Origin of the sequence: Thalassospira lucentensis (assembly GCF_011806425.1) — a bacterium.
Taxonomy (GTDB): Bacteria; Pseudomonadota; Alphaproteobacteria; order Rhodospirillales; family Thalassospiraceae; genus Thalassospira; species Thalassospira lucentensis_B.
On record NZ_JAATOV010000002.1, the window covers coordinates 507,490 to 533,356 of the forward strand.

Below are 25,867 nucleotides of genomic sequence, written 5' to 3' on the forward strand. Positions count from 1 at the left end.
CAGGGGCACTTTATGCTAAAAGCCCGCATAATTTGTTAAGCGGGATGGACAAGCGACTAGCCTAGTTCATCACGCATGGACCATCAAGCAATCGGACAAGTCGAAGGATAAAGTCATGAAGGTTCTGGTCGTTGGCGGCGGTGGACGCGAACATGCCCTGTGTTGGGCCATTGCGCGCAGCCCGCGTATCTCCAAACTCTGGTGCGCACCGGGCAATGCTGGCATCGCCGATTCGGCTGAATGCGTTGCGATTTCCGATGGCGATATCGACGGTCTGGTGACCTTTGCCAAGGATAATGGCGTTGATCTGGTTGTCGTCGGTCCCGAAGCCCCGCTGGTTGCAGGCCTTGTTGACGCGCTTGATGGTGCGGGCATCAAATCGTTTGGTTGTTCAAAGGCCGCCGCCCAGCTTGAAGGCTCCAAAGGCTTTATGAAGGACATGGTCGCGAAGTTCGGTGTGCCGACCGCGGCCTATGGCCGTTTCACCACCCCGGATGATGCCAAGGCGTTTGTCAAAAAACATGGTGCGCCGATTGTGGTCAAAACCGATGGTTTGGCCGCGGGCAAGGGCGTGATTATTTGTCAGACAATTGACGAAGCCCTTGATGCGATTGACGAATGCATGGTCGGCGGCAAGTTCGGCAATGCCGGTGCGGAAATCGTCATCGAAGAATTCCTGGTCGGCGAAGAAGCATCGTTCTTTGCGGTCTGCGATGGCAAAAACGTCATCCCATTGGTCGCCGCACAGGACCACAAGGCCGTTGGCGAAGGCGACACTGGCCCGAACACGGGCGGAATGGGGGCTTATTCCCCTGCACCGGTATTCACCGCGGACGTCGAAGCAAAAGTGATGGAGCAGATCATTGTTCCAACCGTCGAAGGCATGGCCAACGAAGGACACCCGTTTAAGGGCGTTTTGTTTGCCGGGCTTATGATTGACGACGCTGGCAACCCGAAACTGATCGAATACAACATTCGGTTTGGCGACCCGGAATGTCAGGTTCTGATGACCCGCCTGAAATCAGACGTGCTTGATATCCTTGATGGTGCGGCCAGTGGCACGCTTAATACGGTCAAGCCTGAATGGTATGAGGAAACCGCCATGGTCATTGTGATGGCCGCCAACGGATATCCGGGATCGTATCAAAAAGGCACGGAGATCAAAAACGTCGCGGACGCCGATGCCATGGACAAAGTCAAAGTCCTGCATGCTGGAACCAAGATGGATGGCGATAAACTGACTGCATCTGGGGGGCGCGTTTTGGGCGTGACCGCACGTGGTGCGACCGTTACCGAAACGCAAAAGCGCGCCTATCAGGCGGTTGATGCGATTGATTGGGCGGATGGGTTCTGCCGCCGGGATATCGGCTGGCGTGCGGTTGCCCGCGAACAGAAATAACGCAAAACGCGTAACACAAAGACCAAGGCCGGGTTTACGCAACCCGGCCTTTTTTTACGTCCTCTGCCAACTTGGCGGTTGGGGTATCGGTCCCTGAGTTCAGTTTGGGTATCGATGACCCTGCGTGATAGCGGATCATGCAGCGCCCCGGGTGAAGGTCATCGGGTTCAACCGTGGCCGAAATGCCAAACACATCGCGCAGATTTTCCGATGTGATGATGTCACCCGGCGCACCAATCGCATAAATTTTGCCGTGATCAACGATGGCAATGCGATCACAAAACAGGGCTGCATGGTTCAAATCATGCAAGGCCGCAACGACGGTAACCGGCAAGGTGCGCACCAATTCCATCAAACCCAATTGATGACGGATATCAAGATGGTTCGTCGGCTCATCCAGCAGCAGATATTCTGGTTCTTGTGCCAAGGCACGTGCGATATGGACGCGCTGCTTTTCCCCACCCGAAAGGGTCTGCCACACCCGGTCAGACATGGCGCGCATATCCACCGCATCAAGCGCATCGCGCACAACCGCATCATCACGTTCCGACCAGCGCGACAGCAAACTTAAATACGGTGTCCGCCCTAATGACACCGCCTCGGCCACGGTGATCCGGTCAATGGTGGTGGCCTGTTGTTCGACAAAGCCGATCCGGCGTGCAAGGTTGCGCCGCCCGATTTGCTTTAACGCCTGCCCGTCCAACGTGGCATCACCGCGCGATGGCCGTTTAAGTCCACCTAAAACCGACATTAATGTGGTTTTGCCCGACCCGTTCGGACCAATCAGGCCCAGAAACTCGCCCGGTTCGACCTTAAGCGAGATATCGGTGATGATCTTTTTAAATCCGGCCTGCCAGTCGACATTGCGCAATTCAAGGCTCATCGCAAAACCCTTCCATGACACAGGATCAGCGCAAAGGCCGGCGCGCCAATAAGGGCTGTAATCACACCAATCGGTAGAACCTGGCCTTCCAGAATAATGCGCGATACCACATCGGCCATCACCAGAAAGATCGCCCCAATCACCGCCGACAGCGGGAGCAAATAGCCATGCCGTGTGCCGACAAAGAACCGGGCGGCATGGGGAATAACCAGCCCCACAAACCCGATGGAGCCAACAATACTGACCATCACCGCCGTCATCGATGCCGCACAGGCAATCAAAATCACATAAACGCGGCGCACCGGCACACCGACAGAGGCCGCCGAATCCCGCCCGAATGTAAAGGCATCAAGCGACCGCGCATGGGCCAAGCAAATGACAACACCAATCAATGCCACCGGCAAGGCCAAGCTGACATCCGACCAGCGCACACCACTAAGATTGCCCAAAAGCCAGAACATAATCCCGCGTGCTTCGTTTGCGGTCGCGGTTTTGGTCACGATGAAGGATGTTAAGGCATTAAAAAGCTGCGATCCGGCAACACCAGCCAGAATAATCGCCCCCGCACCGCGCCCGGCCGGAAAGGCCAAGATTGCGACAAAGGCAAAGGCGACAAGGGCGCCAATAAACGCACCGACCGATACGCCAAACATACCGGCGCCAAAACCCAGCAACGCCACACTGACCGCGCCGGTTGACGCCCCCGCCGAGATCCCCAGCAAATAGGGATCGGCCAAGGCATTGCGCAGCAAAGCCTGCAAGACAACACCGGCCACCGCCAGCGATGCCCCGCAACTTGCAGCCACAATAGCGCGACTGATGCGGTAATTCCAAATGATCCCCGCATCAATCGCATCCACGTCATAGCCCGCATGCCAAACATGGTTGGCGACCGCCTTAAAAACGGTCGCCACCGGAATGGCGGTTTCGCCCATCGACGCCGCAACACCGATCACAACGAGCAGCAAAACCAAGGCGGCACTGCTGGCAGTGATCAGGCGTAACGGGTTGCGATAATTGACTGTTAGCGCTGTCATTGATTAGGCAAACCTAAGGGCGGCAAAGAAAAACTCACTGACGAACCATCCCGAATTTTTCAACGGCATCGGCAAGGGTTTCAATCCCGTCAATCGTACGAATGGTCGGGTTCATGGCCTGCGCATCCATCACAACGATATGTCCTTGTTTCACGGCCTTCATCTGACGTGTGACCGGATCGTTTTTCAGGAAATCCAGTTTCAGTTCCCAATCATCGGCCTGATAACGTCGACGGTCCATTTTGCCAATCACAATAATATCGGGATTGGCACGTGCGACGGTTTCCCATCCAACGGTTGGCCATTCTTCGTTGCTGGTGATCACGTTTTCAACGCCAAGGATCGACATGATATATCCCGGCGCCCCTTTTTTGCCCGCGACATAGGGATCGATATCAAGTTCGGCACTGGAAAACCAGATCACGGCCGATACATCACCATCGGCAATTCCGGCAACCTTTTCACGGGCGGCTTTTTCGCGCGCTTTAAGGTCGGCAATCAGCGCGTCACCGCGTGCCTCGACGTCAAAGATTTTCGCAAGATCGCCGATTTCCTGATAAATCATCGCCATCGAAAAGGCGTCACTGCGCGTGCCATCACCGCCGGTGCTGTTGTCCTTGCCCTTGCAATCAGCCGGGGATGTATAGACCGGAATGGAAAACTCGTTAAATTGCGCGATGGTGCCAACCGCGCCCTTGGGGCCGACATGCCATTGGAATTGCGTCGTCACCAGTTGTGGCTTTGTCCCGACCACACTTTCAAAACTGGGATCGTCGTCTGCCAGACGCGGAATATTGGCGTTCACATCCTTAAATTCATTAAGAACCGGGCCCAGCCAAACCGCCGTGCCAACGACCTTATCGGCCAGTCCCAAAAGATACAGGATTTCTGTTGAACTTTGCCCAATCGAAACAACCCGATCCGGGGCCGCATCAAATGTCAGGCTGTTGCCGCAATTTTCCATCTGGAGGGGGTAGTCAGTGGCCTGTGCGGGCGTGGAACAAGAAATTGCGCCTGCGGTAATCACCCCGACCGTCAGTGCAAATGTGTTCCGTTTGATCAATGAGATCAATGTTCTGTCCTTTCGCGGATATATCAGACGCCTGCCAAAGCATGCGCCAGACTCATCATCCGATTAAATGTTATGTTATAACATAACGAATAATCCGATATCGTCAACAGACCAGAACAGGGAGGTGAGAAAACCGACGGTTCGCAAGGGATTGGGACTTTTAAACAAAGCCCAAAAGAGACCACGCGACACATGCCGACATTCCCCGAGGCACCCCGCCCGGTCAGTCGTCTTGATGTCGGCAGGTCTCCTGGCTCGCGGGTCATTGCTTTTTCTGGCCTTCCCGGGAAACCCCAGTGGCATTGATTAGAAAAAGGCTCACCGCCTACAGTTGCGGGGGCAGCTTCGGTTAACGGGCGCATGATCAAACACGCCTGCATCGAATTCCCTTTATCCTTTTCGGATACCGACGGGAAAAGGATGTCACATAGTCCCCCGCACCCGTCAAGAAAATAGCAGAACGCACGCGAACGCAGCATCCACGCGCAACACGCTAAACGACATTATAAAACGTTATAAAGATGTTACCCCGCGTCAAAACCCGTTACGGCGCAATGACAGCCCCCAAAGGTGCCTGACCCAAGATTGCCGCCACATCCCGCATGGGCGGGGCGCCAAACATGCGCGCATATTCGCGGCTAAACTGTGATGTGCTTTCATAGCCAACTTGATAGGCGGCAGTAGATGCATCCTTCATTTCGGCCAGCATGATTTGCCGCGCGGTCGTCAGCCGCAATCGTTTTTGATATTGCAACGGGGTCATGGCCGTTACTTCCTTAAAATGGTGATGGAAGGAAGATGGGCTCATATTCGCATGCCGGGCAAGGTCCTCGACCCGAAGTGGCTTGTCGAAATTATCTTTCAGCAGCCGCAAGACGGCTGAAATGCGCTGCATGTTACTGCCGCCCATGACAAGGCGGGCAATCACCCCCCCCTGCCCGGTGCGCAGCAATCTGTAATGCACTTCGCGCATCAAAAGCGGCAACATCACCGGAATTTCGTCGGGTTGATCAATCAATTCGACCACGCGCAGGACCGCATCAACCAATCCTTGCGTCGTGTTTTCAACAAATAGTCCCCGGCAACTGTCACCATCGCCTGCAATATTAAGGTCCATATGCGTGACCAGATCGCTAAGTATTTGGCCATCCAGATCAATCGACAAACTGCGATACGGCGCTTCCTTCGTCGCATTGATCACGTGCCCGACGATGGGCAAATCCACCGACGCCACAAGCAACTGCCCGGGCGCATAGCGATAGACGTCTTGACCAAGCGTGACTTCCTTTGCGCCCGATACAATCAGACACAGGCAAGGCTTATAAATTGTTGGCACCTTAAGGCTGGGTGCGGGTGACCGATATATCGAAACCGGTTCAACCGTTGTGCGCACCGCCCCATCCGGATCACAGTATTTGTCAATCAACTGACTTAGCCGTTGATAGTTATCCATCACCAAAACCCTTTGTTTGACTTGGGTTCACTATACATGACAAATCCCCACTGCAAAGGACGACATGCCCAAATTGGAGGATTAGGCAATCTATGCCGAGTTCTGTGTATTCAACAAACGGGTCGGGACGGACACAGTAAGCGCCATGACACAAACACACGGAGGTTGTCATGACGAACCCGATTAATCACGCCGAAAACAAAACCGTTATTATCACAGGTGCCAGCAGCGGCATTGGTGAGGCAACCGCACGGCTTCTGGCCAAAAATGGTGCGAATGTTGTTTTGGGTGCCCGGCGCACAGAACGCCTTGATACCATCGCAACCGAGATCGAAGCCGCCGGCGGTACTGCCATGGCCCGCGCGGTCGATGTCACCGATGCCGAAAGTGTCGAAGCCCTTGTCTATCACGCCAAAAACATGTTTGGTCGCGTTGATGTGCTCTATAATAATGCCGGTGTCATGCCGCTTGCCCCAATGTCGGAGCTTAAAATCGACGAATGGGACAATATGATCAACGTCAACATTCGTGGTGTTCTAAATGGCATTGCAGCCGTGTTGCCGATTTTCGGCGAACAAGGCAGCGGCCACGTTATTAACACCGCATCGATTGGTGCCCATGTGGTCGTCCCAAGCGGAGCCGTTTACTGCGCCACCAAACATGCCGTTTGGGCAATTTCCGAAGGCCTGCGTCAAGAAAGCACCAATGTCCGCGTCACCACGATTTCGCCCGGCGTGGTCGAAACCGAACTAGGCCACGACATTAGTGATGAAACCAGCAAAGCGCTTTTGACCGAGTTCCGCAAACTTGCCTTAAGCCCGGATGCGATTGCGCGTGCCGTGCTTTATGCGATTGATCAACCTGCTGATGTTGATGTGAACGAAGTCATAGTCCGCCCGACCGCGTCAGCTTTCTAATCCGGCAAACGTCCCCCGCCAAACCTGCCCCAAACCCGCACCGATTGTCGGGTTGGATTCTGACGCAAACCGCACCGGACCGGCCCTTTGCCGGTCCGGTGTTTTCGTTTGATCCTGTCATCGCATTATTTCCATTCCGTTCCACCAAGTGAAGGCGTATGGATGTCCCCGAGATTTTCGGGACAGGATATGTAGCACCTTGAATTTGCCATCATTCATCCCGATTAACTCCACACTGTCTGGTAGTATTCCGGCACATTTCATAATCGGGACTTGGTGAATGACGACTTCTTTGGAACGCAGACGTTTTTTGAAATCCGTGGCCGCTGCTGGTGTCATCCTTCCGGGGATGTCGATGTTTGGTGCGGCAATGGCCGCCAATGACGCGCTTGAACTGGGCGATGCGCAAAAGTTTGATTTTGCGGCCTTAATTGACCGTGCGCGCACCATGGCAGGCAACGAATATGTCGCCCCTATTGCCCCGGACCCATCAATTGTTGGCCGGATTGATTACGACACCCACGGCAAGCTGCATTACAAGCGCGATCACGCGCCGTTTGCCGATGGATCGGGCACCTATCCGATGACCTTTTTCCATCTGGGCATGTATTTCGCAAAACCGGTACACATGTATTTGCTCGAAGGCGATGCAGCCCGCGAAGTTGTCTATCGCCCAGATTACTTTGACATGCCCGAAGACAGCATTGCGCGGAAACTGCCCGACAATAGTGGCTTTGCCGGGTTCCGCCTGCATGAAAATCTGGATCGGGATGACTGGAAAACCCAGGACTGGGCGGCGTTTCTTGGCGCGTCCTATTTCCGCGCCATCGGGGATGAAGGCCAATATGGCCTGTCTGCCCGTGGGATTGCGGTCAACACCGCAACTTCTAAGCCAGAAGAATTCCCAGATTTCCGCGAATTTTATATCGAACCGGCCAAATCAGCCGAAGACCCGGTTACGATCTATGCCCTTCTCGATGGGCCAAGCATCACGGGTGCGTATAAATTCCTGCTGTATCGCGGCAAGGGTGTGACGATGGATATCGAAAAGCACCTGTTTATCCGCAAAGACATCGAACGTCTTGGCGTTGCACCGCTGACCAGCATGTTCTGGTATTCCGAACAAAACAAATCATTCCGCTTTGACTGGCGCCCGGAAGTTCATGATTCCGATGGGCTGGAACTTTGGACCGGTGGCGGCGAGCGCATCTGGCGCCAGCTGAACAACCCCGAAGTCATTCGTGCATCGGCCTTTGGCGACAATAACCCGCGCGGATTTGGCCTGATGCAGCGTGATCGCAATGTTACCCATTATCTGGACGGCGTGCGTTATCACCGCCGCCCCAGCCTGTGGGTTGAACCGCAAGGCGATTGGAAAAATGGTGCTGTCCAGCTGATCGAAATCCCGACCGATGATGAAATCCACGACAATATCGCATCGTTCTGGGTCCCCGAAGAACCGGCCAAGGCCGGCAACAGTTATGAGTTTAAATACCGCCTGTATTGGCAGGCCGAAAACCCATATCCGGTGACCGACCTTGCCAAAGCCACCGCAACCCGGATGGGCCGCGGTGGGGAACCGGGGACCAACCGCCCGAAGGACGAGATCAAGTTTTCGGTCGAATTTGAAGGCGATGTTTTGGGCACCCTTGAATATGGCGAGTTCCCGGAAGTCATCGTTTCAACATCACGCGGCGAGATTGTCCGCACCAAGATCGAACCGATCATGGATACCCGGACGTGGCGTGCGGCCTTTGACCTTAAGGCAGCTGGCACAGACCCGGTTGATTTGCGGATGTATTTGAAACGCGGTGACGCACCGCTAAGCGAAACCTGGATGTTCCAGCATTTGCCCGCACTGCAAGGCCAAACGCAGAACTAATCAGTCGTTTCAATCTTAAGACCCAACAGCAAACCCGCATTCCCAATGATGGAAATGCGGGTTTGTTTTTTTAAACCGCACGGCCCAGCGCCAGATTAAGCGAATTATCAATGTGGCGGCCAAGCGCGTCACAGGCCGCTTGGATATCGCCATCAAGCAGCGGTTCTAAAAACGCCATATGTTCATCCACAACGCGGTCCGCATTATAAGGGGTCACGCGGATAAGGGACTGAACCACCATTCGGGTTTTAATCGCGGCCACACGGTAAACGTTGTTGATCAACGCATTATGCATCGACCCAACAATATCGTCATGCATCTGCCAGTCATATGCCTGCATCTCGCCTGCCATATCCTCGCCCGGGTTTCGGCCGATCCGCGACCGAAAATCCTTATGCCAGTCAACCCAGGCTTGGCGCTGGGATGCCGGGATATTGTCTTTGGCATTGCGCAGGGCCTCAATCTCAATCATGCGGCGCAATTGATAGGCATCGCGCACAAACGAAATATCAAGGCTGGGAACCATCAGGCCCCGCTGCGGCAGCGTTTGCAAAAGCCCTTCGGCCTCTAATCTTGAGACGGCCTCGCGGACGGCACCAAGGGTGGTGTCGGTCATGACGACAAGTTCGCGCTGCGAGACGACTTGGCCGGGACGGAGTCTGCCAATATTGAGAAATTTTTCAATTCGTTCATACGCCAGACGTCGCAGAAGCTCCCCTGAATTCCTTTTTGGTTTGCTGCTATCGTCTTGAACAATATTCATTTTTTCAGTCAAACCCGCCCTCTCCCTGGTTTTATGTGATGCTTTCTTGCTAACAATAAACTGACATGTTAGCTGTATTTTGATTGCACGTTAGTGATGCATTAATTGCAAAACTAACATCAATGGGAGGAAATATGAAAACAGTATTCAAGACTTTTGGCGCCCTTGCGCTGAGTCTCATCGCAGTCAGTGCAGCACACGCTGAAACCCTGCGTTTTGCCACCACCCTGCCTGAGGCAGACAACCCCGAAACCCGCGCCATGAAGGCGTTCAAGCAGTATGTTGAATTTCACTCAAACGGTGAAGTCGACGTGCAGCTTCTTCATGGTGGAGTCGGCGGTGACCGCGAACTTCTGGAAAATGTCCGTAACAACATCTTCCAGATGACGGCCACCACGGATGGCGCCTTGGCATCCTTCTACCCAAAAGTTCAGGTTTTGTCGGTTCCGTACCTGTTCCGCTCGACCCGTTCAGCGATGACTTTCATGAACGAAGCCCCGATTATGGATGACTTCGTCAAAGACGTCGAAGAAACCTCTGGTCTGCGTATTGTTGGCTTTGCTGCGGATGGTTTCCGTAACTTCGTCAATAACAAGCACCCGATCAAAATGCCAAAAGACCTTGAAGGTCTGAAACTGCGTTCGATGGAAAGCCCGGTGATGATTTCCTTGATGGAAAGCCTCGGCGCGGCACCTACGCCGATTCCGTTCCCGGAAAGTGCGATGGCCATCCGTCAGGGCGTTGTTGACGGTGGTGAAAACCCGCCTTCAACCGTGATCAACGGTGGTTGGGCCGAAGTGATCAAGTACATGTCACTTGATGAGCACATCTTCTCGGCCGTGTTCACCTATGTAAATCCGTCCTTCCTTGATGGTCTGGATGAACAGAGCCGTGCGGCGGTCTTGGATGGGGTTCAGTTGTACGACTCGATCATGCTTGCGGGCAAAGGCCAGGGCTACCTGACCGATACCCAGCGCATTCGCGATATGGGCGTTGAAGTTTACGTCAACTCCCCCGAAGAAAAGCAGGCGCTGCGTGATGCGTCTCAGCAGCCGGTTATCGACTTCTTGTCCGAAGAACTTGGCGCTGAGTTCGTGCAGAACTTCATTGCTGAAGTCAAAGAAACCGAAGGCAAGCTGTACTAAGTCTGAGTACACGCGCTTTCTGCGAATAAGCCGCCACTCCCACCCGGGGGTGGCGGAACCTTATCATTCCCGGGAATTAAAACCATGACAGCAACCACACCGGCGCGCCAGCAGAACGTATTTCTGCGCTGGTCTCGCAGGTTGGCGGATGCCACCGAATGGCTGGCCGCAGTCATTCTTGGCTTGATCATCGTCGTCAATCTGACCGCCGTTGTCGCCCGCTATATCTTTTCATCCCCCGTTGGATGGAGCGAAGAAGCCATGCGTTATGGCATCGTTTGGGCGGTCTATCTTGCCGCTGGGGCAACGTTCCGGCACGGCGAACAAATGGCGATCGATTTGTTCCAGCACCCGATATTCTTAAGAATTTCGGCCAACATATCGCTTATTGCAACACTTGCGCTTTCCGGCGTTGTGGTCGCGGTTGGCTTTCCATTTTTGCTTGATACCGGCCAAGTGTCGCCGTCAATCCGCATCCCGATGTGGATCCCCTATGCGTCGGTTGTTGTCGGTTATCTGATGATCGCAATTCAGGCGATTGCCGCCTACTTCGATCCCCCAGCCCCCAACAGAGGGGAGGAAGAAGAATGAGTCCCGTAGCTGTATTTGCCATGTTCTTTGGGCTGGTTCTTGCCAGTGTACCAATTGCCGTTTCTTTGGGTTTGACCGGTGCGGCGTCCGCATGGTTTGCCAACTTCCCAATGGTTCTGATCCCGAACCGCTTTTTCAGTTCGCTTGATAACTTTTCGCTCCTCGCGGCACCATTTTATATCTTTGCGGGCGAACTGATGAACCGTGGTGGGATCACCGAAACCCTGATCACCTTTGCGGCCAAAACCACCCGTTGGCTGCGTGGTGGTGCTGCCTATGCCAACATTTTGGCATCGGTATTCTTTGCAGGCATCTCGGGAACCGCCATCGCCGATACCGCAGCCCTTGGTAAGATCTTTATCAACGGCATGCCCAAACAGGGTTACACCCGCGAATTTTCCGCCGCGGTCACGGTCGCAAGTTCGATGATCGGGCCGATTATTCCGCCGTCCGTCATCATGATCGTTTATGCATCTGTCGCACAGGTTTCGATCATCAAGCTGTTTATCGCCGGGATCATTCCGGGCCTTCTTCTTGGTTTTGCATGTGCGGTTGTTGTCTTTATCGTCGGCGCGACCAAGGGCCTGCCAAAAGGCGAAATCGAAGCGGTCAAAAAACCATTGGGCTCTTTGGTGATCGAAAGCCTTCTGGTGTTTTCAATCCCGGTCTTTATCGTAACAGGTACCCTTTCAGGCGCCTTTACCGCGACCGAAGCCGGTGGCATTGCCTGCGTTTATGCGTTCGTTCTGGCGCGCTTCATCCTACGTAGCCTGTCAAACAAGGATGTGTTTGGTGCGCTTAAAACCTCCATTCGGACGACTTCAAGCCTGTATCTTGTCGTCGCGGGTGCATCGGTCCTGTCCTATGTGCTGACCGTGACGGGCGCCACAAGTGGTATCCGCGAATTGACCGGCTTGTTTGCCGATAATCCGACGGTGTTCTTGTTCTTTGTTTTAGCGGTTCTGACGATTGCTGGCTTCTTCCTTGAACCGGGTGTTCAGGTTCTGCTGCTTGCGCCGATTTTCCTGCCGATTGCGCGCAGCCTTGGCATCGACGAAATGCAGTTTGCAATCGTCTTCCTGCTTTCGGGGACCTTAAGCCTGATGACCCCGCCGGTTGGCGTCTGTCTGTTTGTCGCCGCACAAATAGGCAACATCAAAATCAACCGCATGTTTATCGCGATTCTCCCATTCCTGATCGCGCAGTTTGCAGCCATTGCACTGCTGATCTTCTGGCCGGATCTCGTGACCTTCCTTCCCAATCTTGTCGAGTAACAACACATGACAGCAAATAAAGTGCTCGTTCTGACCGAGCAATTCACCAATCAATGCAGCCTTTTCGATCCGCTTCGTGAGGCTGGCTATGTTGTCGAAGTAAACGAAACCGGCCGTCTGCCAGATGAACAGCGCCTCAAAGAGCTTTTGTCAAAAGACGTGGTTGCCACCATCGCCGGCGGCGAACCCTATACCCCCGATGTGATCGCATCGGCCAGCGACCTTAAAATCATCGCGCGCTGGGGCGTCGGTTATGACAAGGTAAACGTTCCTGCGGCGACTGCTGCGGGTATTCCGTTGGCAATGGCATTTGGCCAGAACCATGAAAGCGTCGCCGAATATGCACACGCCATGGCTTTGTCGCTGGCATGTGGCATTGGCCGCCGTGATGCCATGGTCAAAGAAGGCAACTGGACCTTTGATGGTTTCCATCCTGGTCTTTGGGGCCGGACCGCTGGTTTGATCGGTTTGGGTCGTATCGGTGGTGCGATGGCACGCCGTCTGAACGGTCAGGGCATGAAAGTCATGGTCTTTGATCCGTTCCTGACCGAAGAACAAGCCAAAGAAGCCAACGTCATTTCCGTTTCGCTTGAAACCGTTCTTGCCGAATCTGACCTGATTTCGGTGCATGCGCCGTCAACGCCAGAAACCCGTCATATCCTGAATGACGAAGCGTTCGCCAAAATGAAAAACAGCGTCATCGTGATCAACACGTCACGTGGCCCGCTGATTGACGAAGCCGCCTTGGTCCGTGCACTTGAAAGCGGTCAGATCGCTGGTGCGGGTCTTGATGTGTTTGAAACCGAACCGCTGCCAGCGGGCAGTGCGCTTCGTGGTTTCGCCAACGTTATCCTTAGCCCGCATGTCTCAGGCATGGACAAAATGGCAGAAGAGCGCGTAACAGGCCGTTGCGTTGCGAACATTCTGGCATGGCTGAATGGAAATCCATCTGAATTGACACCGTATGTCGTCAATCCTGAAACACTTGCTGCCGGTCAGGAGTAATAGAACATGAGTAAAATCGCCCACGGTATCATTCCCGTCATGCTGACCCCGTTCGACACGAACGGCAACATCGATTGGGAAGACTACGAAAAACTGATCGAATGGTATCTGGCCAATGGCGCAGAATCACTGTTTGCCGTCTGCCAGTCGTCGGAAATGCAGTTCCTGTCGCTTCAGGAACGCGTTGATCTTGCGAAATTCACCGCCGAAAAAGTTGCCGGTCGCGTTCCGGTCGTTGCATCAGGTCACGTTTCAGACGCCCTGGACGATCAGAAAGCTGAACTTGGTGCATTGGTCGATACCGGTGTTGATGGAATTGTTCTTGTTTCCAACCGTCTTGCCAAGGCAGACGAAGGAAGCGACGTTCTGCGTGCCAACCTTGATGCGATTCTTGATCACCTGCCAGCAGACATGCAGCTTGGCATGTATGAATGCCCAGCACCGTATCGCCGTCTTCTGACCGATGATGAAATTTCATATTGCGCCCAGACCGGTCGTTTCAGCCTGCTCAAAGACGTTTCTTGCGATCTTGAGACGGTTAAACGCCGGATTGAACTGACGAAGGGCACCCCGTTTGGCATCAACAATGCCAATGCGGCGATTGCTTGGAAAGCGCTTCAGGCGGGCTCAACCGGCTTCTGTGGTGTGTTTAACAACATCCACCCGGATCTGTATCGTTGGATCAAAGATCACGGCAAAGACAACATGGAACTGGCCGAAGAACTGGCTGTCTTCCTGGTTCTTTCCGCTGCGACCGAACCGATGGGCTATCCGAAGCTGGCAAAACAGTATCACCAGCGTATCGGCACCCTTAAATCCGATAATTGCCGTGTGATCGATTTTGATATCCGCGAACGTTTCTGGGCTTTGGACGATGTGATGGATCGCGTTGTCCAAGGTACCGAATACTTCCGCGCTAAGATCGCTGCTCTTGGAGCCAACTAATGTCGATCACCGTTTTTGGATCGGTTAATCTCGATTTTACGGTCTATGTAAACAGTCTCCCCCGCGCGGGGGAGACTTTGCATGCGCTGCGTCAGATTTCCGGCCTCGGCGGCAAAGGCGCTAATCAGGCTGTCGCTGCCACCAAACTCAGCACCGACAAAGTCCGGTTTGTGACGGCCCTTGGCAAAGATGCCTTTGCCGACACCATCCGTGCCGAGCTTTCGGGCTATGGCGTGGATATGTCCGACATCAAAACCTTTGATGAAGCGGCAAGTGGCAATGCGTTGATCCATGTCGACAAGGAATCGCAAAACACCATTACGGTGGTTGGCGGGGCCAATATGGCATGGGCGGATGACGGACCGGATGCCGCAGTGTTTGACGGGTGCAAAGTGGCGGTATTTCAGTTCGAAACACCGATCAAAGCAACCCTTGCGGCAATGCAGGCCGCCAAGCAACGCGGTGCCACCGTGATCCTTGATCCGGCACCGGTTCCAGACGCACCGATTGATGCGGTTTTGGCCGCAGCAGACGTCGTCACCCCCAACGAAACCGAGGCAGAAGCCCTAACAGGGATTCGTCCGGTCGACAAAGAATCTGCGCTTCGCGCCGCCCACGCACTTGTTGCGATGGGACCGTCGCTTGCGGTGGTTAAAATGGGGGCCAACGGCCTTTACTACGCGACCAAGAATGGCACTGTCGGATATATGCTTCCGTTTAAGGTGAACGCCATTGACGCGGTTGCCGCGGGTGATTGCTTCTGCGGCGCCTTGGCCGTCGCACTGAGCGAAGGCATGGATACCGAAGACGCCCTTCGCTTTGCATCGGGTGCGGGCGCGCTTGCCACCACCCAATATGGGGCAGCGGCATCGGCACCAAGCCGTGCGGATCTTGATAGGCTGGTATCGCAACCGGCCTAAGCAACATCGACATTGATGTATCCTTTTGACGGCAACGCCAACTAGGATCAGCAGTCATAAAAAAAGCCCATCGGTTCGCCGATGGGCTTTTTCGTTGATATGCCAGCTTGGCCTAGATCATTCCGATCCATTTCCAATAGGTTGCCGCAAACAGCAATGACAAAAGATACGCCATCACCGTCAAGGCAATCCCGGTGCGGATGAAATCACGTACCTCAAAGGTGCCAGTACCGTGCGCGACCATCCCTTGTGGGGAATTGACCGGCAAGATAAAGCCAAAGCTAACGACGAACTGCAAAAGGATCGTCATGCCAAAGGCATTCATGCCCTGCGCATCGACCTGCCCCATCACCGCGATCACAATCGGGATCATTGCCGATGCAAGGGCGGTTGCACTGGCAAAACCAAGATGCACGATAATCAAAAACAGTGCGAGAATGGCAAATATTGCAAACGGACCAAGCCCGTCCAAGCCAAATTGAACCACAACAAACTTGGCAAGCCATGGTGCTGCACCGGTTGCCAACAAAGCAGTTCCCAAGCTGATACCAATGCCGAAAAGAACAATGGTTCCCCACGGATAGCTTGCGTTGGCTTCTTTCCATTTCATCACGCCAATGCCCGGCGCAAACAACAGTGCGACGGCAATCACTGTCAATGTTGGGCTGTCAAAGGAATGCAGAACGCCCTCTGTCGCCCAGCAGAACACCAGCACCAAAGAGACACACAGCAACCTTTTTTCGCGCCAAGTCATCGGGCCGATTTCTTTAAGCGCCTTTTCAACACTTTCCTTCCCGCCAGGGATGGTTTCGTGTTCGGGTGGCATCATATACATCATGATGAAATACAGCCCGATTGACATCACAAGCGAAAACGGTGCTGCCGCGATAAACCAATCAAGCCACGTAATATCGATGCCAAACGCGCGTTGCAAGAAGCCAACGGCAACCATGTTTTGCGCCGCCGCAGTTTTAATGCCGACATTCCAGATACTGACCGCCTGAACTGTCGTTAGGATCAGCAGGCCTGAAAAACGACTTTGCTTACCGGCCCCAAAGGTCGAGATAATACCGACCATAATCGGGATCACGGCCGCCGCACGTGCCGTCGCACTGGGCACAAGAAAGGCCAGAAGTGTCGCCACAACGATTGAGCCGATGACAACGTGGCTTGTTTTCGTGCCGACCTTTGACAAGACAAACATCGCAATTCGACGATCAAGCCCCGTAATCGTCATGGCCGCCGAAAGCAATAACGCCGCCGCCACAAGGGCCAGCCCGGAACTGCTAAACCCGGCCATCGTCGTTGCCAGGCCTTTACGTGTACCCAAGACCGCATCGGGGTTCGCAACATCAGGCGAAAGCCCTAAAGTGATCGCAATCAACGCCCCGATCACAATCGCACTTACCGCATAATCAAGTGCTTCTGTGATCCAGATGATCACAGCAAAGGCAAAAATCGCCAGCATCCGTTGACCAGCTACGGGCAATCCTTCGGGTGTGGGCAGCAACATGATGATGATCAAGGCTGCAATCGCACAGATCAGGCCCGGCTTAAACCAGGCGGGTCTATTCGATGTCGGTTTTTTCGCTGGCTCGCCAACCGTCGTTTGGACAGACATCTTCGTATCCTCTGTCAATCAAGTGTCACCCGAAATGAGAATTCATTTTAGGCTCAGCAAGCTGTAGCCTATCCATTCGGGGTATGACCTGATCTATCTCAGTGATCCGAAAAAATCTTTGAGCAGTTTACTGGCTTCAATCTCGCCGATGCCGCCGTAAACTTCGGGGCGATGATGACAGCTTGAGCTTTCAAAAACGCGCGGTCCGTGATCAACGCCGCCGCCTTTGGGGTCATAGGCACCAAAATACACACGCCGCAGACGGGCAAACGAAATGGCCGTCGCGCACATTGGGCACGGTTCAAGCGTGACATAAAGATCGCAATTGGGCAGTCGCGGCTCGGCCTTGGCAGCGGCCGCCGCCCGAATGACAAGAATTTCGGCATGCGCCGTTGGGTCATTGAGTTCTTCGGTCAGGTTGCCTGCACGGGCCAAAACCTCGCCAGTGTCGGCATCGACCAAAACCGCCCCCACGGGCACCTCGCCCCGCTTTGCCGCCGCCCGGGCTTCTTCAAGGGCCATTTGCATAAAGCTGTCTGTGCTCATGATTTTTTCATCCAGGTGATGCGCGCATTGGGGCAATCTGTTTGGTCTGTGTTTGATCCGTTCTTAATCCGTGCCGTGGCATGGAACAAGGCCGACCCGAACGGCGTTTGTTTTAAACGATTTTCCGACCGATTTCATAGGGCGGCAGCGTTAAATTCAACAGTGCGGCCTGCCATCGGATCGGTCAAGTAACGATACTAATCACGATTTCTTTGCCCTTTGCACCGAACGCATAGACCATCGGCGTGAATTGACGTTGCCCTAAGGCGACAGCAAGGGTAGGTTCCGCCAGAATTCATTTAGTATATCTGTCACCAGAAGCAGGGCCCGTCGTTATGACCATGCGCAAGCCGATCATTGGTATTACCCTCGATTCAGAAGAAGCAGGCGGTTATTCCAAATTCCCGTGGTATGCGCTGCGTGAAAACTATGCGGGTGCGGTAACAGCAGCTGGCGGTATTCCCATGCCCCTGCCCCACGAAGTTGATCTGGTGCCTGACCTTCTTGATCTGATTGACGGGCTGGTCGTGACCGGCGGCGCATTTGATGTTTCGCCCGCCCTGTTTGGTGCGGACGAAGTCCATGATACGGTTGTCACCAAAGACCGGCGCACTAAATTTGAATGGGCCATGGCCGATGGGGCGCTGAAACGTGACATGCCGGTTTTGGGCATTTGTGGCGGGCAGCAATTGTTAAACGTGATCCTGGGTGGGTCGCTTATTCAGCATATCCCCGACAGCGTCGAAAACTGCCTGGCGCACGAACAACCAAACCCACGCGATGAAGCGGGCCACGATGTGACGGTAGAACCGGGCACGTTGCTTGCCAAAATCGTTGGCGATGTCAAAACACTTTCGGTCAATTCCGCCCACCATCAGGCGGTTGATGGGGTTGGCCCGGATGTGATCATTAATTCGGTCGCCCCTGACGGCGTGATCGAAGGCATTGAACATCCAAAATACCGTTATTGTCTCGGGGTCCAGTGGCATCCCGAATTTCATATCAGTTCGGGCGATGCGAAGATTTTCGACGCCCTGATTTCCGAGGCCCGCACATGAGCGACCAGACCCCGACCCCAGAAGAAAATAACGACGACACCAAATCCGAACGCATTGCCAAACGCATTGCGCGGTCCGGTGTCTGTTCGCGCCGCGATGCAGAGCGCATGATCGAAGAAGGTCTGGTGAAATTAAATGGCAAGGTGCTTGATACACCGGCTGTGACCGTCACCGATGCCGACGAGATTTACGTCAATGGCAAACCGCTTCCGGAAAAGGAAAAGCCGCGTCTTTGGCGTCTGTTTAAGAAACGCGGGCTGGTCACCAGCCACCGCGATGAACAAGGCCGCGATACGGTCTTTGAACATCTGCCAAGCTATGTGCCGCGCGTGATTTCGGTTGGCCGTCTTGATTTGAACTCAGAAGGTTTGCTGTTGCTGACCAATGACGGCGAATTGGCCCGTTATCTGGAACTGCCGGCAACTGGTTGGGCGCGCCGGTATCGTGTGCGCGTGCATGGCCGCATCGAAGAATCCAAGCTGAAACAACTTGAAGACGGCGTGACGGTTGATGGGGTCCATTACGGATCGATCCACGCCGAAGTCGACGTTCAAAAAGATACCAACGCTTGGATGACCGTAACGCTGCGCGAAGGTAAAAACCGTGAAATCCGCCGCGTGATGGAACATCTTGGTTGGCCGGTAACGCGTTTGATGCGTGTGTCTTATGGTCCGTTTCAATTGGGCGGCCTTGCACCGGGTGACTGCGAAGAAATCACCGGCAAGGTGATGAAAGAACAGCTTTCTGCGTTCTTTAAAGGCGATTACAGCAAGGTTTCGGAAAAGAAATCCGTGGCACGCGGCGGGACGTCACGCCCCAAAGCCCCGCGCACGGTCTTTGGCCAACCCGCGCAGCGTAAACGCCCGCAAGGCGGACCGGGGCAAAACCCAAATGCCCAAGATGACGAACAACGCGACAGCCGTTCAGGCCGTCCAAATCCGGGCCGTCCGGGGGCTGGTCGTTCCTATGGCCGTCCATCGGATCGTTCCGACAGCGACCGTCAGGACACCGATCGCGATGGCGGTAACGCACGTGGTCGCGGCAATGAGGACGCACGTAGCGCACGCGTAGATAATCGCAGCGGCTCCGCCCGTTTAGACAAACCGCGTATCGGTGCTGCCCCTCGTCCCGGTGGCCGTGGAAAACCAGCGGCAACTAACGCACGCCCAGAACGCGATGACCGTGATGATCGCAGTTCAGGCCGCCCAACCAACAAGGGGCGCGGTCGTTATGCGTCTGGCGGGGCAACAGGATCCGACAAACCGGGTCGCGGTAAGTTCGCCGGTTCCGATTCCAGAGATAGCCGTGGTCGTGATGGTGGCCGCGATAGCGGACGCGACGGTGGCCGTGAAAGCTTTGGCCGCGACGGTGGCAGAGACGGTGGAAACCGTGGCAATGCAAACCGCGATGGCGGTGCGCGCAGCACAGGCCCACGTGGTGGTGCAGGTGCGCGTGATGGCGGCGGTCGTGGTGACGACACCAGAAGCCGTGATGGTGGTTCACGTGGCAACACCGGACGCGATACAGGTCGCGACGGCGCACGTGGTGGTAACAGCCGTGATGGCGCACGCGCGCAATCCCGCGATACCGGGCGGCGCGATGGTGCTGACTTTGCCGGTGGTCGCGGCAAGCCGGGCGGGAAACCAACCGGTCGTACCGGCGGCAAACCAAGCACCCCGGGCCGTAAGCCCGCAGGCAATCGACCACGCGGCAAGAAGGACTAATCAACAATGCGGATTGTAGGTGGCAGTCATCGTGGGCGGATCATAACCCCACCAGCCGGGCGCGATACGCGTCCGACCCTTGATCGTGTGCGTGAAGCGCTTTTTAGCATGCTGTCACACGCATCACGCTGGTATGAGGATGATTTCCATCCGTTGTTTGACGGTGTGGTGCTTGATGCCTATGCCGGATCAGGCGCCTTGGGGCTTGAAGCAATTTCACGCGGGGCGCAAAAGGCTGTTTTGTTTGATACCGACCGCAGCGCCTTGGCCGTGATCGAACAAAATATCGCCAGCTTGAAGATGGACGATCAGGCACGTGTTCAACGTGCCGACGCTACCAAACCGCCGCGCGCCGCTGCACCGGCCAGCATGATTTTCCTTGATCCGCCCTATGGCAAGCAATTGCTTGAAACCAGCATCACGGCCCTTGCCGATGCCGGATGGATTAATGGCAATACATTGATCATCGCCGAACGCGATCCACGCGATCCGGAAATCACGCTTGCCGTATTTACGCTGTGTGACAGCCGTAAATACGGCAAATGCCAGATCGACATCGGCCGCTATAACGCCTGATCAGCTGATCACCTGGTCTTGGTCCGAGCATTGAATATCGCGCTTTGATTGCTCGTCGCTATATAGGTTCGTGATCTGTGGTAGTGTTCTGGCATAAGATCACGTGATCTCGATGCTTGGTTCAGATGGTGGTTCATTGTGATGGAAGCCCTACCCCCAGTTGCCCCGGACGCGGAATTTGGCCAACGGTTGCGCCTTTGGCGACGCCAAAGCGACATCAAGCAATCACGGCTTGGCGATATTTTGGGCGTCACACAGGCAACCGTGTCGCGCTGGGAAAAGGGTGTACAACGCCCTGCCCCGCTTCAGCTTGATCTGCTCCATCAAATGATGGCGCGCAAACGTAATTTCCGGCTTGATCAGGCGATCAAACGGCTTGTCACTCATTCTGCCCAGCGCGTTCATCTGATCGAAGACAGATCGCATCGATTGCTCTGTGTTTCACATCCACGCGAAATCGAATGGCAACGCGACGTTTCCGATCTGATGGGAACTTCGTTATGGCGGTTTGCCACCGCCGAAATTGCCGATGCGGAAAAAAGCCTGCATGGCATTGGCTGGCACGAAGACCAAACCGATCATTTGGGATTTGGAAACACACAGCGCGATGGCGCGCCTTTGCGCATTGTCGATCGTTTTATTTTATGGGAACGGTTTTTCCTGTCCGATGGAACTGCCGTGCGCCTAACCACCGGATTTGATCAGGCACCACAAAACATCTGATCGCGTATATTTCATACGTGGATATTTCGGGCCGGTTTCAGTACATCTGAAATCGGCTTTTGCATTTTGCACCTACCGCAAAGAACAAACCACCGCCCGTACACCAAACCATCTGAAACGCCCCAAACGGAAACGCCGACATGCCACCGATCTTTGCGATTTTTATTTTGTATGGACTTGGATTAACCGCGTCCATGCAAGTCGGCCTGATCGGGCCAATCGCACCGGATTTGCGTGCCGGTTTTGGATTAAGTCAGGCGGAATTTGGTCTTGTGGCATCGCTGATCACGGCGGCTGGGGCGTTGACCGCCATTCCGACGGGTGTTTGGGCCGCACGTGCTGGTTTGCGCAAATCGCTGGTTCTGGGTGGCGGTCTGATGATCGTTGGCGCAACCATCTTTGCCACCGCTGATATCGCGGTCATGCTTTATGTCGGGCGGTTGGTCACCAGCATCGGATATCTGTTGATCGTGGTCGGCGCGCCCAGCTGGATGGCCGGGTTTGAGAACCCAAAACTTGTCGCCATGGCCATGAGCATCTGGGGTACGTTTGTGCCCGTCGGGATTGCCTTGGGCAACTGGATCAGTGCGGCGATGGCCGTATGGCTTGATTGGCGCATGGCGGTGGTTGCCTGCACCGTTCCCGTGGCGATATTGGTACCACTTGTCTTTGCCATGACACCACCCATCCCCAGCACGACACGCAAATCAATGCTGATTGGGGTGATGGGGGTTTTAAAGTCCCGCGCGGCGTTAAAAGTTTCCCTGACATTTTCTGCCTTTGGCGGGGCAACCTCGGCGGCATTGGCGTTTATGCCCGCCATGCTGGTTGATAACCTTCATATCGGCATTGCCCCGGCAGCAGGCATTATCGGCGGCAGTGCGATTATCGGAAACATCATCGGCAGTGTCGGTGCGGGAACGGCCCTTGGCCGGGGTATTGTCGGGCGCACGATCCTGATGGTGTTTTTACCAATCTTGGCGGTGTCAATTGCCGCGCTTTTCCTAAGCACAAATTTCGCGCTTAGCATCGCGGTTTTGATCACCTTCAACATATCGCAGGGGGCTGTTGCCGGTACATGCTTTGCGCTTTTGCCCGGCATTGCCAAAGGCGGGCTTTCCATGCCGGCCCTGCAAGGGATGCTGGCCCAATTTGCCGAGATTTTTGTCGTCATCGTGCCGCCAATCACCGGCGTCATGATTGATTACAATGGATGGTTTGGCGCCGCGTGCGTACTTGCCGGGTTTTATATGGTCGGCTTTTTGGTTTCGGCCGGAAAATCCAAGGACAAACCTGTGGCCCCGTAATGTGACCTATACGTTACGATCACTTGACCTACCCGGCGAAGCAAGCGACCCTTTGACCTTGAAGTGGTCGGAAGTACCGCGATGCGCTTAACGGGGAAAACGGAATGATACGGATCAAGGCCATCTTTATCGGTGTGATATTGCTTGGCATTGTTGTCATTTCGGCTTTTTTCATTTGGCTTGCCCCAGTTGGTGCGGGTTACACTGCCAAAATCATGTGTTCCGCAATCTTTGTCGATGGTCTGCCGTCCAGCCGGGCGCGCGACGAAGATGTTCTTGCCGACAACAATGCGCTTTTGTCGTTGATTACCACCAATATTGATCTGCGCAATAAGACGGTCAGTGCGCATGTATTTGGATTTCGCACGCGCTTAGCGATTTATCGTCCGGTTCTTGGATGTGTCTTGGCCGATGATGCCGACCAAATCACCCAGCTTCGCAGCAACACGCCCCTAATCACACCGGTTGATGCCAAACCGCTTATGACCGGCCCGTTGCCCAAAGACGTCGAACGCCGTGCGCTAAACGCGCTTTTGTTCGATGTAATGGATGAACCCGGCCCCAAACCGACACGCCGCACACGTGCCGTTGTGATCCTGCATCAGGGCAAGGTCATTGCCGAACGCTATGACGAGGGCATTACGGCCAAAACGCGCCTTCCTGGCTGGTCTTTAACCAAAAGCGTGTTTAATGCGCTTTTAGGAAGCATGCAGCTTAAAGGCATGATCGGTGACATGAATGATCCGGTCCCGATCAATGCATGGCAGTCCAATGGCAACGATCCCCGCGCTGCGATCACCTATGACAACCTTCTGCGCATGCGAAGCGGCCTTGAATTTGATGAAAATTATGCAAATCCGCTGTCCGATGTTGTGCAAATGCTGTTTGTCGAACCCGCGGCCGCCGGTTTTGCCGTTGCCAAACCCTTGATCGATCCGCCAGGCACTGAGTTTTCTTATAGTTCGGGTGCCACCAACATTCTGTCAGCAGCGATCCTAAACCAGAGCGGCACACGCGGCATTTATCAAAAACGTCCGACGGATCTTTTGTTCCGCCCCCTTGGCATTAACAGTGCGGTGATTGAAACCGATCAAGACGGGTATTTTATTGCCTCAACCTTCATGCATGCCACCGCACGCGATTGGGCCAAGATTGGGCAACTTTTCTTGCAAGACGGCGTTTGGGACGGTGAACGCATTTTGCCCAAAGGTTGGGTCGACTATTCCATCAGCCCCGCCCCAGCCGACCCCAATGGCATCTATGGCGCACATTGGTGGCGCGACCTGCCCGGGGGCGATAATGACGACGCGAACAACAAAACGCCGCAGGTTCCAAAGGACGCCTTTTTCGCACTGGGCCATGACGGTCAATCCATCAGCGTCATTCCCTCCAAAGAATTAGTTGTCGTGCGCCTTGGACTGACGCGTGATCGCGATGCATTTGATCTGCGCGGGTTTATCGCAAATCTAAGCCAGCTTTTCCCGACCATTGATCCAAATGCCGCTAAACAAACCGGCAATGAAGATGGTCGCGACGATGAAGGTGACAATCAAGATCAGGGTTCCCCAGCGGCTCGGTAATCTGGTTAGCGGGCCCCTGCGATTTAAAGCGCCTTGCAATCAAAGCAAGCCGACAACATAACCACCCGCCGCCCCAATACCGACCAAGGCCCACACCGGCACTAAACGCCATTGCAGCACCGCAAAGGCCACTGCCACAAAGATCACATCGACCACATTGTGAATGGCGCCGGTCCAGATTGGGTCATAAAGAACCGCTGCCAGCAAACCGACCACCGCCGCATTCACGCCAAGCAGTCCGGCCCGCATGGCGTTTACGTGGCGCACACGGTCCCAGAACGGCAGCAATCCAATCACCAAAAGCCATGCCGGCAAAAAGATCGCGACCAAGGTAACGCAGGCCGTCAGGGAACTGATCCACCAACCGGCATTCCCAACGCCAGAACCGGTATGCAAAACGGCCCCCAAATAGGCGGCAAAGGTAAAAATCGGGCCAGGCACCGCCTGAGTTGCGCCATACCCCGCCAGAAAGGTTTCCGGATCGACCCAACCCGGCGCGACCACAGCAGTTTCCAGCAAAGGTAACACAACGTGCCCGCCGCCAAACACCAGCGCCCCACTGCGATAAAATCCGTCAATCACCGCAAAAAGCCCGGTTGGGTCGAACTGCGCAATCATCGGGAAAACGGCCAATAGGGCAAAGAACACACCAAGGGCCAAGACAGCCCCCTTGGCCGAATGGGCTTTCGGCGTATCATGAGGATCGGACGGCACAACACCACGCAGTAAAACAAACCCCACGATCATCCCGCCAAGGATAACGCCAAACTGGGCCAACAGGGTGTCACTGACGATCATGATGATAGCCGCCCCAATGGCCAACACCGCACGCCGCACATCCGGGCACAGCGTTCGGGCCATCCCCACAAGGGCGTGGGCAACAACCCCGACCGCAACAAGTTTCAAGCCCCGAATGACATCATCCATCGCCGCCAAATCGACATGGACAAACGCCATCCCCAGAATTGCCAAGACAATCGCCGACGGCATCGTGAAACCAAGCCACGCAACAAGCGACCCGCGCACGCCCCCCAGCGCCATGCCAATCCCCATGCCAACTTGCGAGCTGGCCGGCCCGGGCACAAACTGACACAGCGCAACCAAATCGGCATAGCGCGCATCGCTTAGCCATTGACGACGGCGTACGAATTCTTCGCGGAAATAACTGATATGGGCAACCGGCCCCCCAAAACTGGTCAAACCAAGCCGCAGGAAGATCAGGAAAATCTGCCCAAAGCTGACACCATCCGACGGCACGCCCGTCCCTGGCGCATCATTTGATGCCTTTGGTGTCACTGTTGATGTCTTGTGCGACATGACCGGTCCAATCGCGTGAATTTGATTTGGCATAAGATATGCCCAGACCATACGCACCGGCGCCAATGCGGAAAAGTCAAAAGCCGCCCAACCGGCAATCGTCATCAAACCATAACAAAACCCCTGCTG

General features: G+C 54.7%; 23 protein-coding genes and 1 riboswitch. Of the genes, 15 read left to right on the forward strand and 8 right to left on the reverse strand.

All coding sequences use genetic code 11. The features are described from left to right. Positions 1-115: 115 nt before the first annotated feature. Positions 116-1,399, forward strand: a complete 1,284-nt coding sequence (gene purD / locus HCZ99_RS07905; RefSeq protein WP_167446398.1) for a phosphoribosylamine--glycine ligase — start codon at positions 116-118, stop codon at positions 1,397-1,399. A 34-nt stretch (positions 1,400-1,433) separates the two neighbouring features. On the opposite strand, the gene HCZ99_RS07910 is transcribed toward purD, so the two are convergent. From HCZ99_RS07910 to HCZ99_RS07925, 4 genes are all read right to left on the reverse strand, one after another. Further along, positions 1,434-2,282, reverse strand: a complete 849-nt coding sequence (locus HCZ99_RS07910; protein ID WP_167446399.1) for an ABC transporter ATP-binding protein — start codon at positions 2,280-2,282, stop codon at positions 1,434-1,436. Continuing rightward, positions 2,279-3,319 (reverse strand): FecCD family ABC transporter permease, encoded by a 1,041-nt coding sequence (locus tag HCZ99_RS07915; protein ID WP_167446400.1) that lies wholly within the window; start codon positions 3,317-3,319, stop codon positions 2,279-2,281. Before HCZ99_RS07915 ends, HCZ99_RS07910 begins: the two co-directional genes overlap by 4 nt. 34 nt (positions 3,320-3,353) lie before the next feature. Next, on the reverse strand, positions 3,354-4,391 hold the full coding sequence (locus HCZ99_RS07920; RefSeq protein ID WP_254869516.1) for an ABC transporter substrate-binding protein: 1,038 nt from the start codon (positions 4,389-4,391) through the stop codon (positions 3,354-3,356). Between the two features lie 223 nt (positions 4,392-4,614). Then, positions 4,615-4,817: riboswitch (cobalamin riboswitch) on the reverse strand. A 118-nt stretch (positions 4,818-4,935) separates the two neighbouring features. Continuing rightward, the gene (locus HCZ99_RS07925; protein ID WP_167446401.1) at positions 4,936-5,844 is read right to left on the reverse strand and encodes an AraC family transcriptional regulator; all 909 of its coding nucleotides are present in this window, start codon (positions 5,842-5,844) and stop codon (positions 4,936-4,938) included. A gap of 170 nt (positions 5,845-6,014) precedes the next feature. On the opposite strand from HCZ99_RS07925, the gene HCZ99_RS07930 reads away from it, so the two are divergent. Beyond that, positions 6,015-6,761, forward strand: coding sequence for an SDR family oxidoreductase (locus HCZ99_RS07930; protein WP_175581435.1), 747 nt, complete (start codon positions 6,015-6,017; stop codon positions 6,759-6,761). 280 nt (positions 6,762-7,041) lie between these two features. Next, positions 7,042-8,643 carry a glucan biosynthesis protein gene (locus tag HCZ99_RS07935; RefSeq protein ID WP_167446402.1) on the forward strand — a complete coding sequence of 534 codons (1,602 nt, stop codon included), beginning with the start codon at positions 7,042-7,044 and terminating at the stop codon, positions 8,641-8,643. A gap of 70 nt (positions 8,644-8,713) precedes the next feature. Here HCZ99_RS07935 and HCZ99_RS07940 read toward each other — a convergent pair whose 3' ends face one another. Beyond that, positions 8,714-9,406, reverse strand: a complete 693-nt coding sequence (locus HCZ99_RS07940; protein WP_167446810.1) for a GntR family transcriptional regulator — start codon at positions 9,404-9,406, stop codon at positions 8,714-8,716. Between the two features lie 134 nt (positions 9,407-9,540). Between HCZ99_RS07940 and HCZ99_RS07945 the strand changes: the two genes are divergently transcribed. The 6 genes from HCZ99_RS07945 to HCZ99_RS07970 all read left to right on the forward strand — a co-directional run bounded on the left by HCZ99_RS07945 (position 9,541) and on the right by HCZ99_RS07970 (position 15,286). Next, complete coding sequence (locus HCZ99_RS07945; protein WP_167446403.1) at positions 9,541-10,551, forward strand: TRAP transporter substrate-binding protein; 1,011 nt, start codon at positions 9,541-9,543, stop codon at positions 10,549-10,551. A gap of 84 nt (positions 10,552-10,635) precedes the next feature. Next, positions 10,636-11,142, forward strand: a complete 507-nt coding sequence (locus HCZ99_RS07950; RefSeq protein ID WP_167446404.1) for a TRAP transporter small permease — start codon at positions 10,636-10,638, stop codon at positions 11,140-11,142. After that, positions 11,139-12,416, forward strand: coding sequence for a TRAP transporter large permease (locus HCZ99_RS07955; RefSeq protein ID WP_167446405.1), 1,278 nt, complete (start codon positions 11,139-11,141; stop codon positions 12,414-12,416). Before HCZ99_RS07950 ends, HCZ99_RS07955 begins: the two co-directional genes overlap by 4 nt. 6 nt (positions 12,417-12,422) lie before the next feature. Further along, complete coding sequence (locus HCZ99_RS07960) at positions 12,423-13,421, forward strand: phosphoglycerate dehydrogenase (RefSeq protein ID WP_167446406.1); 999 nt, start codon at positions 12,423-12,425, stop codon at positions 13,419-13,421. Positions 13,422-13,427: 6 nt separating this feature from the next. After that, the gene (locus HCZ99_RS07965; RefSeq protein ID WP_167446407.1) at positions 13,428-14,366 is read left to right on the forward strand and encodes a dihydrodipicolinate synthase family protein; all 939 of its coding nucleotides are present in this window, start codon (positions 13,428-13,430) and stop codon (positions 14,364-14,366) included. Continuing rightward, positions 14,366-15,286 carry a ribokinase gene (locus HCZ99_RS07970; protein WP_167446408.1) on the forward strand — a complete coding sequence of 307 codons (921 nt, stop codon included), beginning with the start codon at positions 14,366-14,368 and terminating at the stop codon, positions 15,284-15,286. Before HCZ99_RS07965 ends, HCZ99_RS07970 begins: the two co-directional genes overlap by 1 nt. 112 nt (positions 15,287-15,398) lie before the next feature. Here the strand turns inward: HCZ99_RS07970 and HCZ99_RS07975 are convergent, their stop codons facing one another. Next, positions 15,399-16,907 (reverse strand): DASS family sodium-coupled anion symporter, encoded by a 1,509-nt coding sequence (locus HCZ99_RS07975; RefSeq protein WP_167446409.1) that lies wholly within the window; start codon positions 16,905-16,907, stop codon positions 15,399-15,401. 93 nt (positions 16,908-17,000) lie between these two features. After that, on the reverse strand, positions 17,001-17,453 hold the full coding sequence (locus HCZ99_RS07980) for a nucleoside deaminase (RefSeq protein WP_167446410.1): 453 nt from the start codon (positions 17,451-17,453) through the stop codon (positions 17,001-17,003). Positions 17,454-17,788: 335 nt separating this feature from the next. Here HCZ99_RS07980 and HCZ99_RS07985 point away from each other — a divergent pair, with 335 nt between their 5' ends. The 6 genes from HCZ99_RS07985 (at position 17,789) to HCZ99_RS08010 (ending at position 24,421) form a co-directional block, all read left to right on the forward strand. Continuing rightward, positions 17,789-18,511 carry a gamma-glutamyl-gamma-aminobutyrate hydrolase family protein gene (locus HCZ99_RS07985; RefSeq protein WP_167446411.1) on the forward strand — a complete coding sequence of 241 codons (723 nt, stop codon included), beginning with the start codon at positions 17,789-17,791 and terminating at the stop codon, positions 18,509-18,511. After that, a complete protein-coding gene (locus tag HCZ99_RS20885) occupies positions 18,508-20,235 on the forward strand; it encodes a pseudouridine synthase (RefSeq protein WP_167446412.1) in 1,728 nt (575 codons plus the stop codon). The genes HCZ99_RS07985 and HCZ99_RS20885 overlap by 4 nt, the downstream gene beginning before the upstream one ends. A 6-nt stretch (positions 20,236-20,241) precedes the next feature. Further along, positions 20,242-20,811, forward strand: a complete 570-nt coding sequence (rsmD, locus tag HCZ99_RS07995; protein WP_167446413.1) for a 16S rRNA (guanine(966)-N(2))-methyltransferase RsmD — start codon at positions 20,242-20,244, stop codon at positions 20,809-20,811. A gap of 141 nt (positions 20,812-20,952) precedes the next feature. Further along, entirely contained in the window at positions 20,953-21,534 is a 582-nt protein-coding gene (locus HCZ99_RS08000; protein ID WP_167446414.1) for a helix-turn-helix domain-containing protein, read from the forward strand. A 140-nt stretch (positions 21,535-21,674) separates the two neighbouring features. Beyond that, complete coding sequence (locus tag HCZ99_RS08005; protein ID WP_167446415.1) at positions 21,675-22,841, forward strand: MFS transporter; 1,167 nt, start codon at positions 21,675-21,677, stop codon at positions 22,839-22,841. A gap of 104 nt (positions 22,842-22,945) precedes the next feature. After that, entirely contained in the window at positions 22,946-24,421 is a 1,476-nt protein-coding gene (locus HCZ99_RS08010; RefSeq protein WP_167446416.1) for a serine hydrolase domain-containing protein, read from the forward strand. A 39-nt stretch (positions 24,422-24,460) separates the two neighbouring features. Here the strand turns inward: HCZ99_RS08010 and chrA are convergent, their stop codons facing one another. Next, positions 24,461-25,843, reverse strand: a complete 1,383-nt coding sequence (gene chrA, locus HCZ99_RS08015) for a chromate efflux transporter (RefSeq protein ID WP_254869517.1) — start codon at positions 25,841-25,843, stop codon at positions 24,461-24,463. Positions 25,844-25,867: the final 24 nt, after the last annotated feature.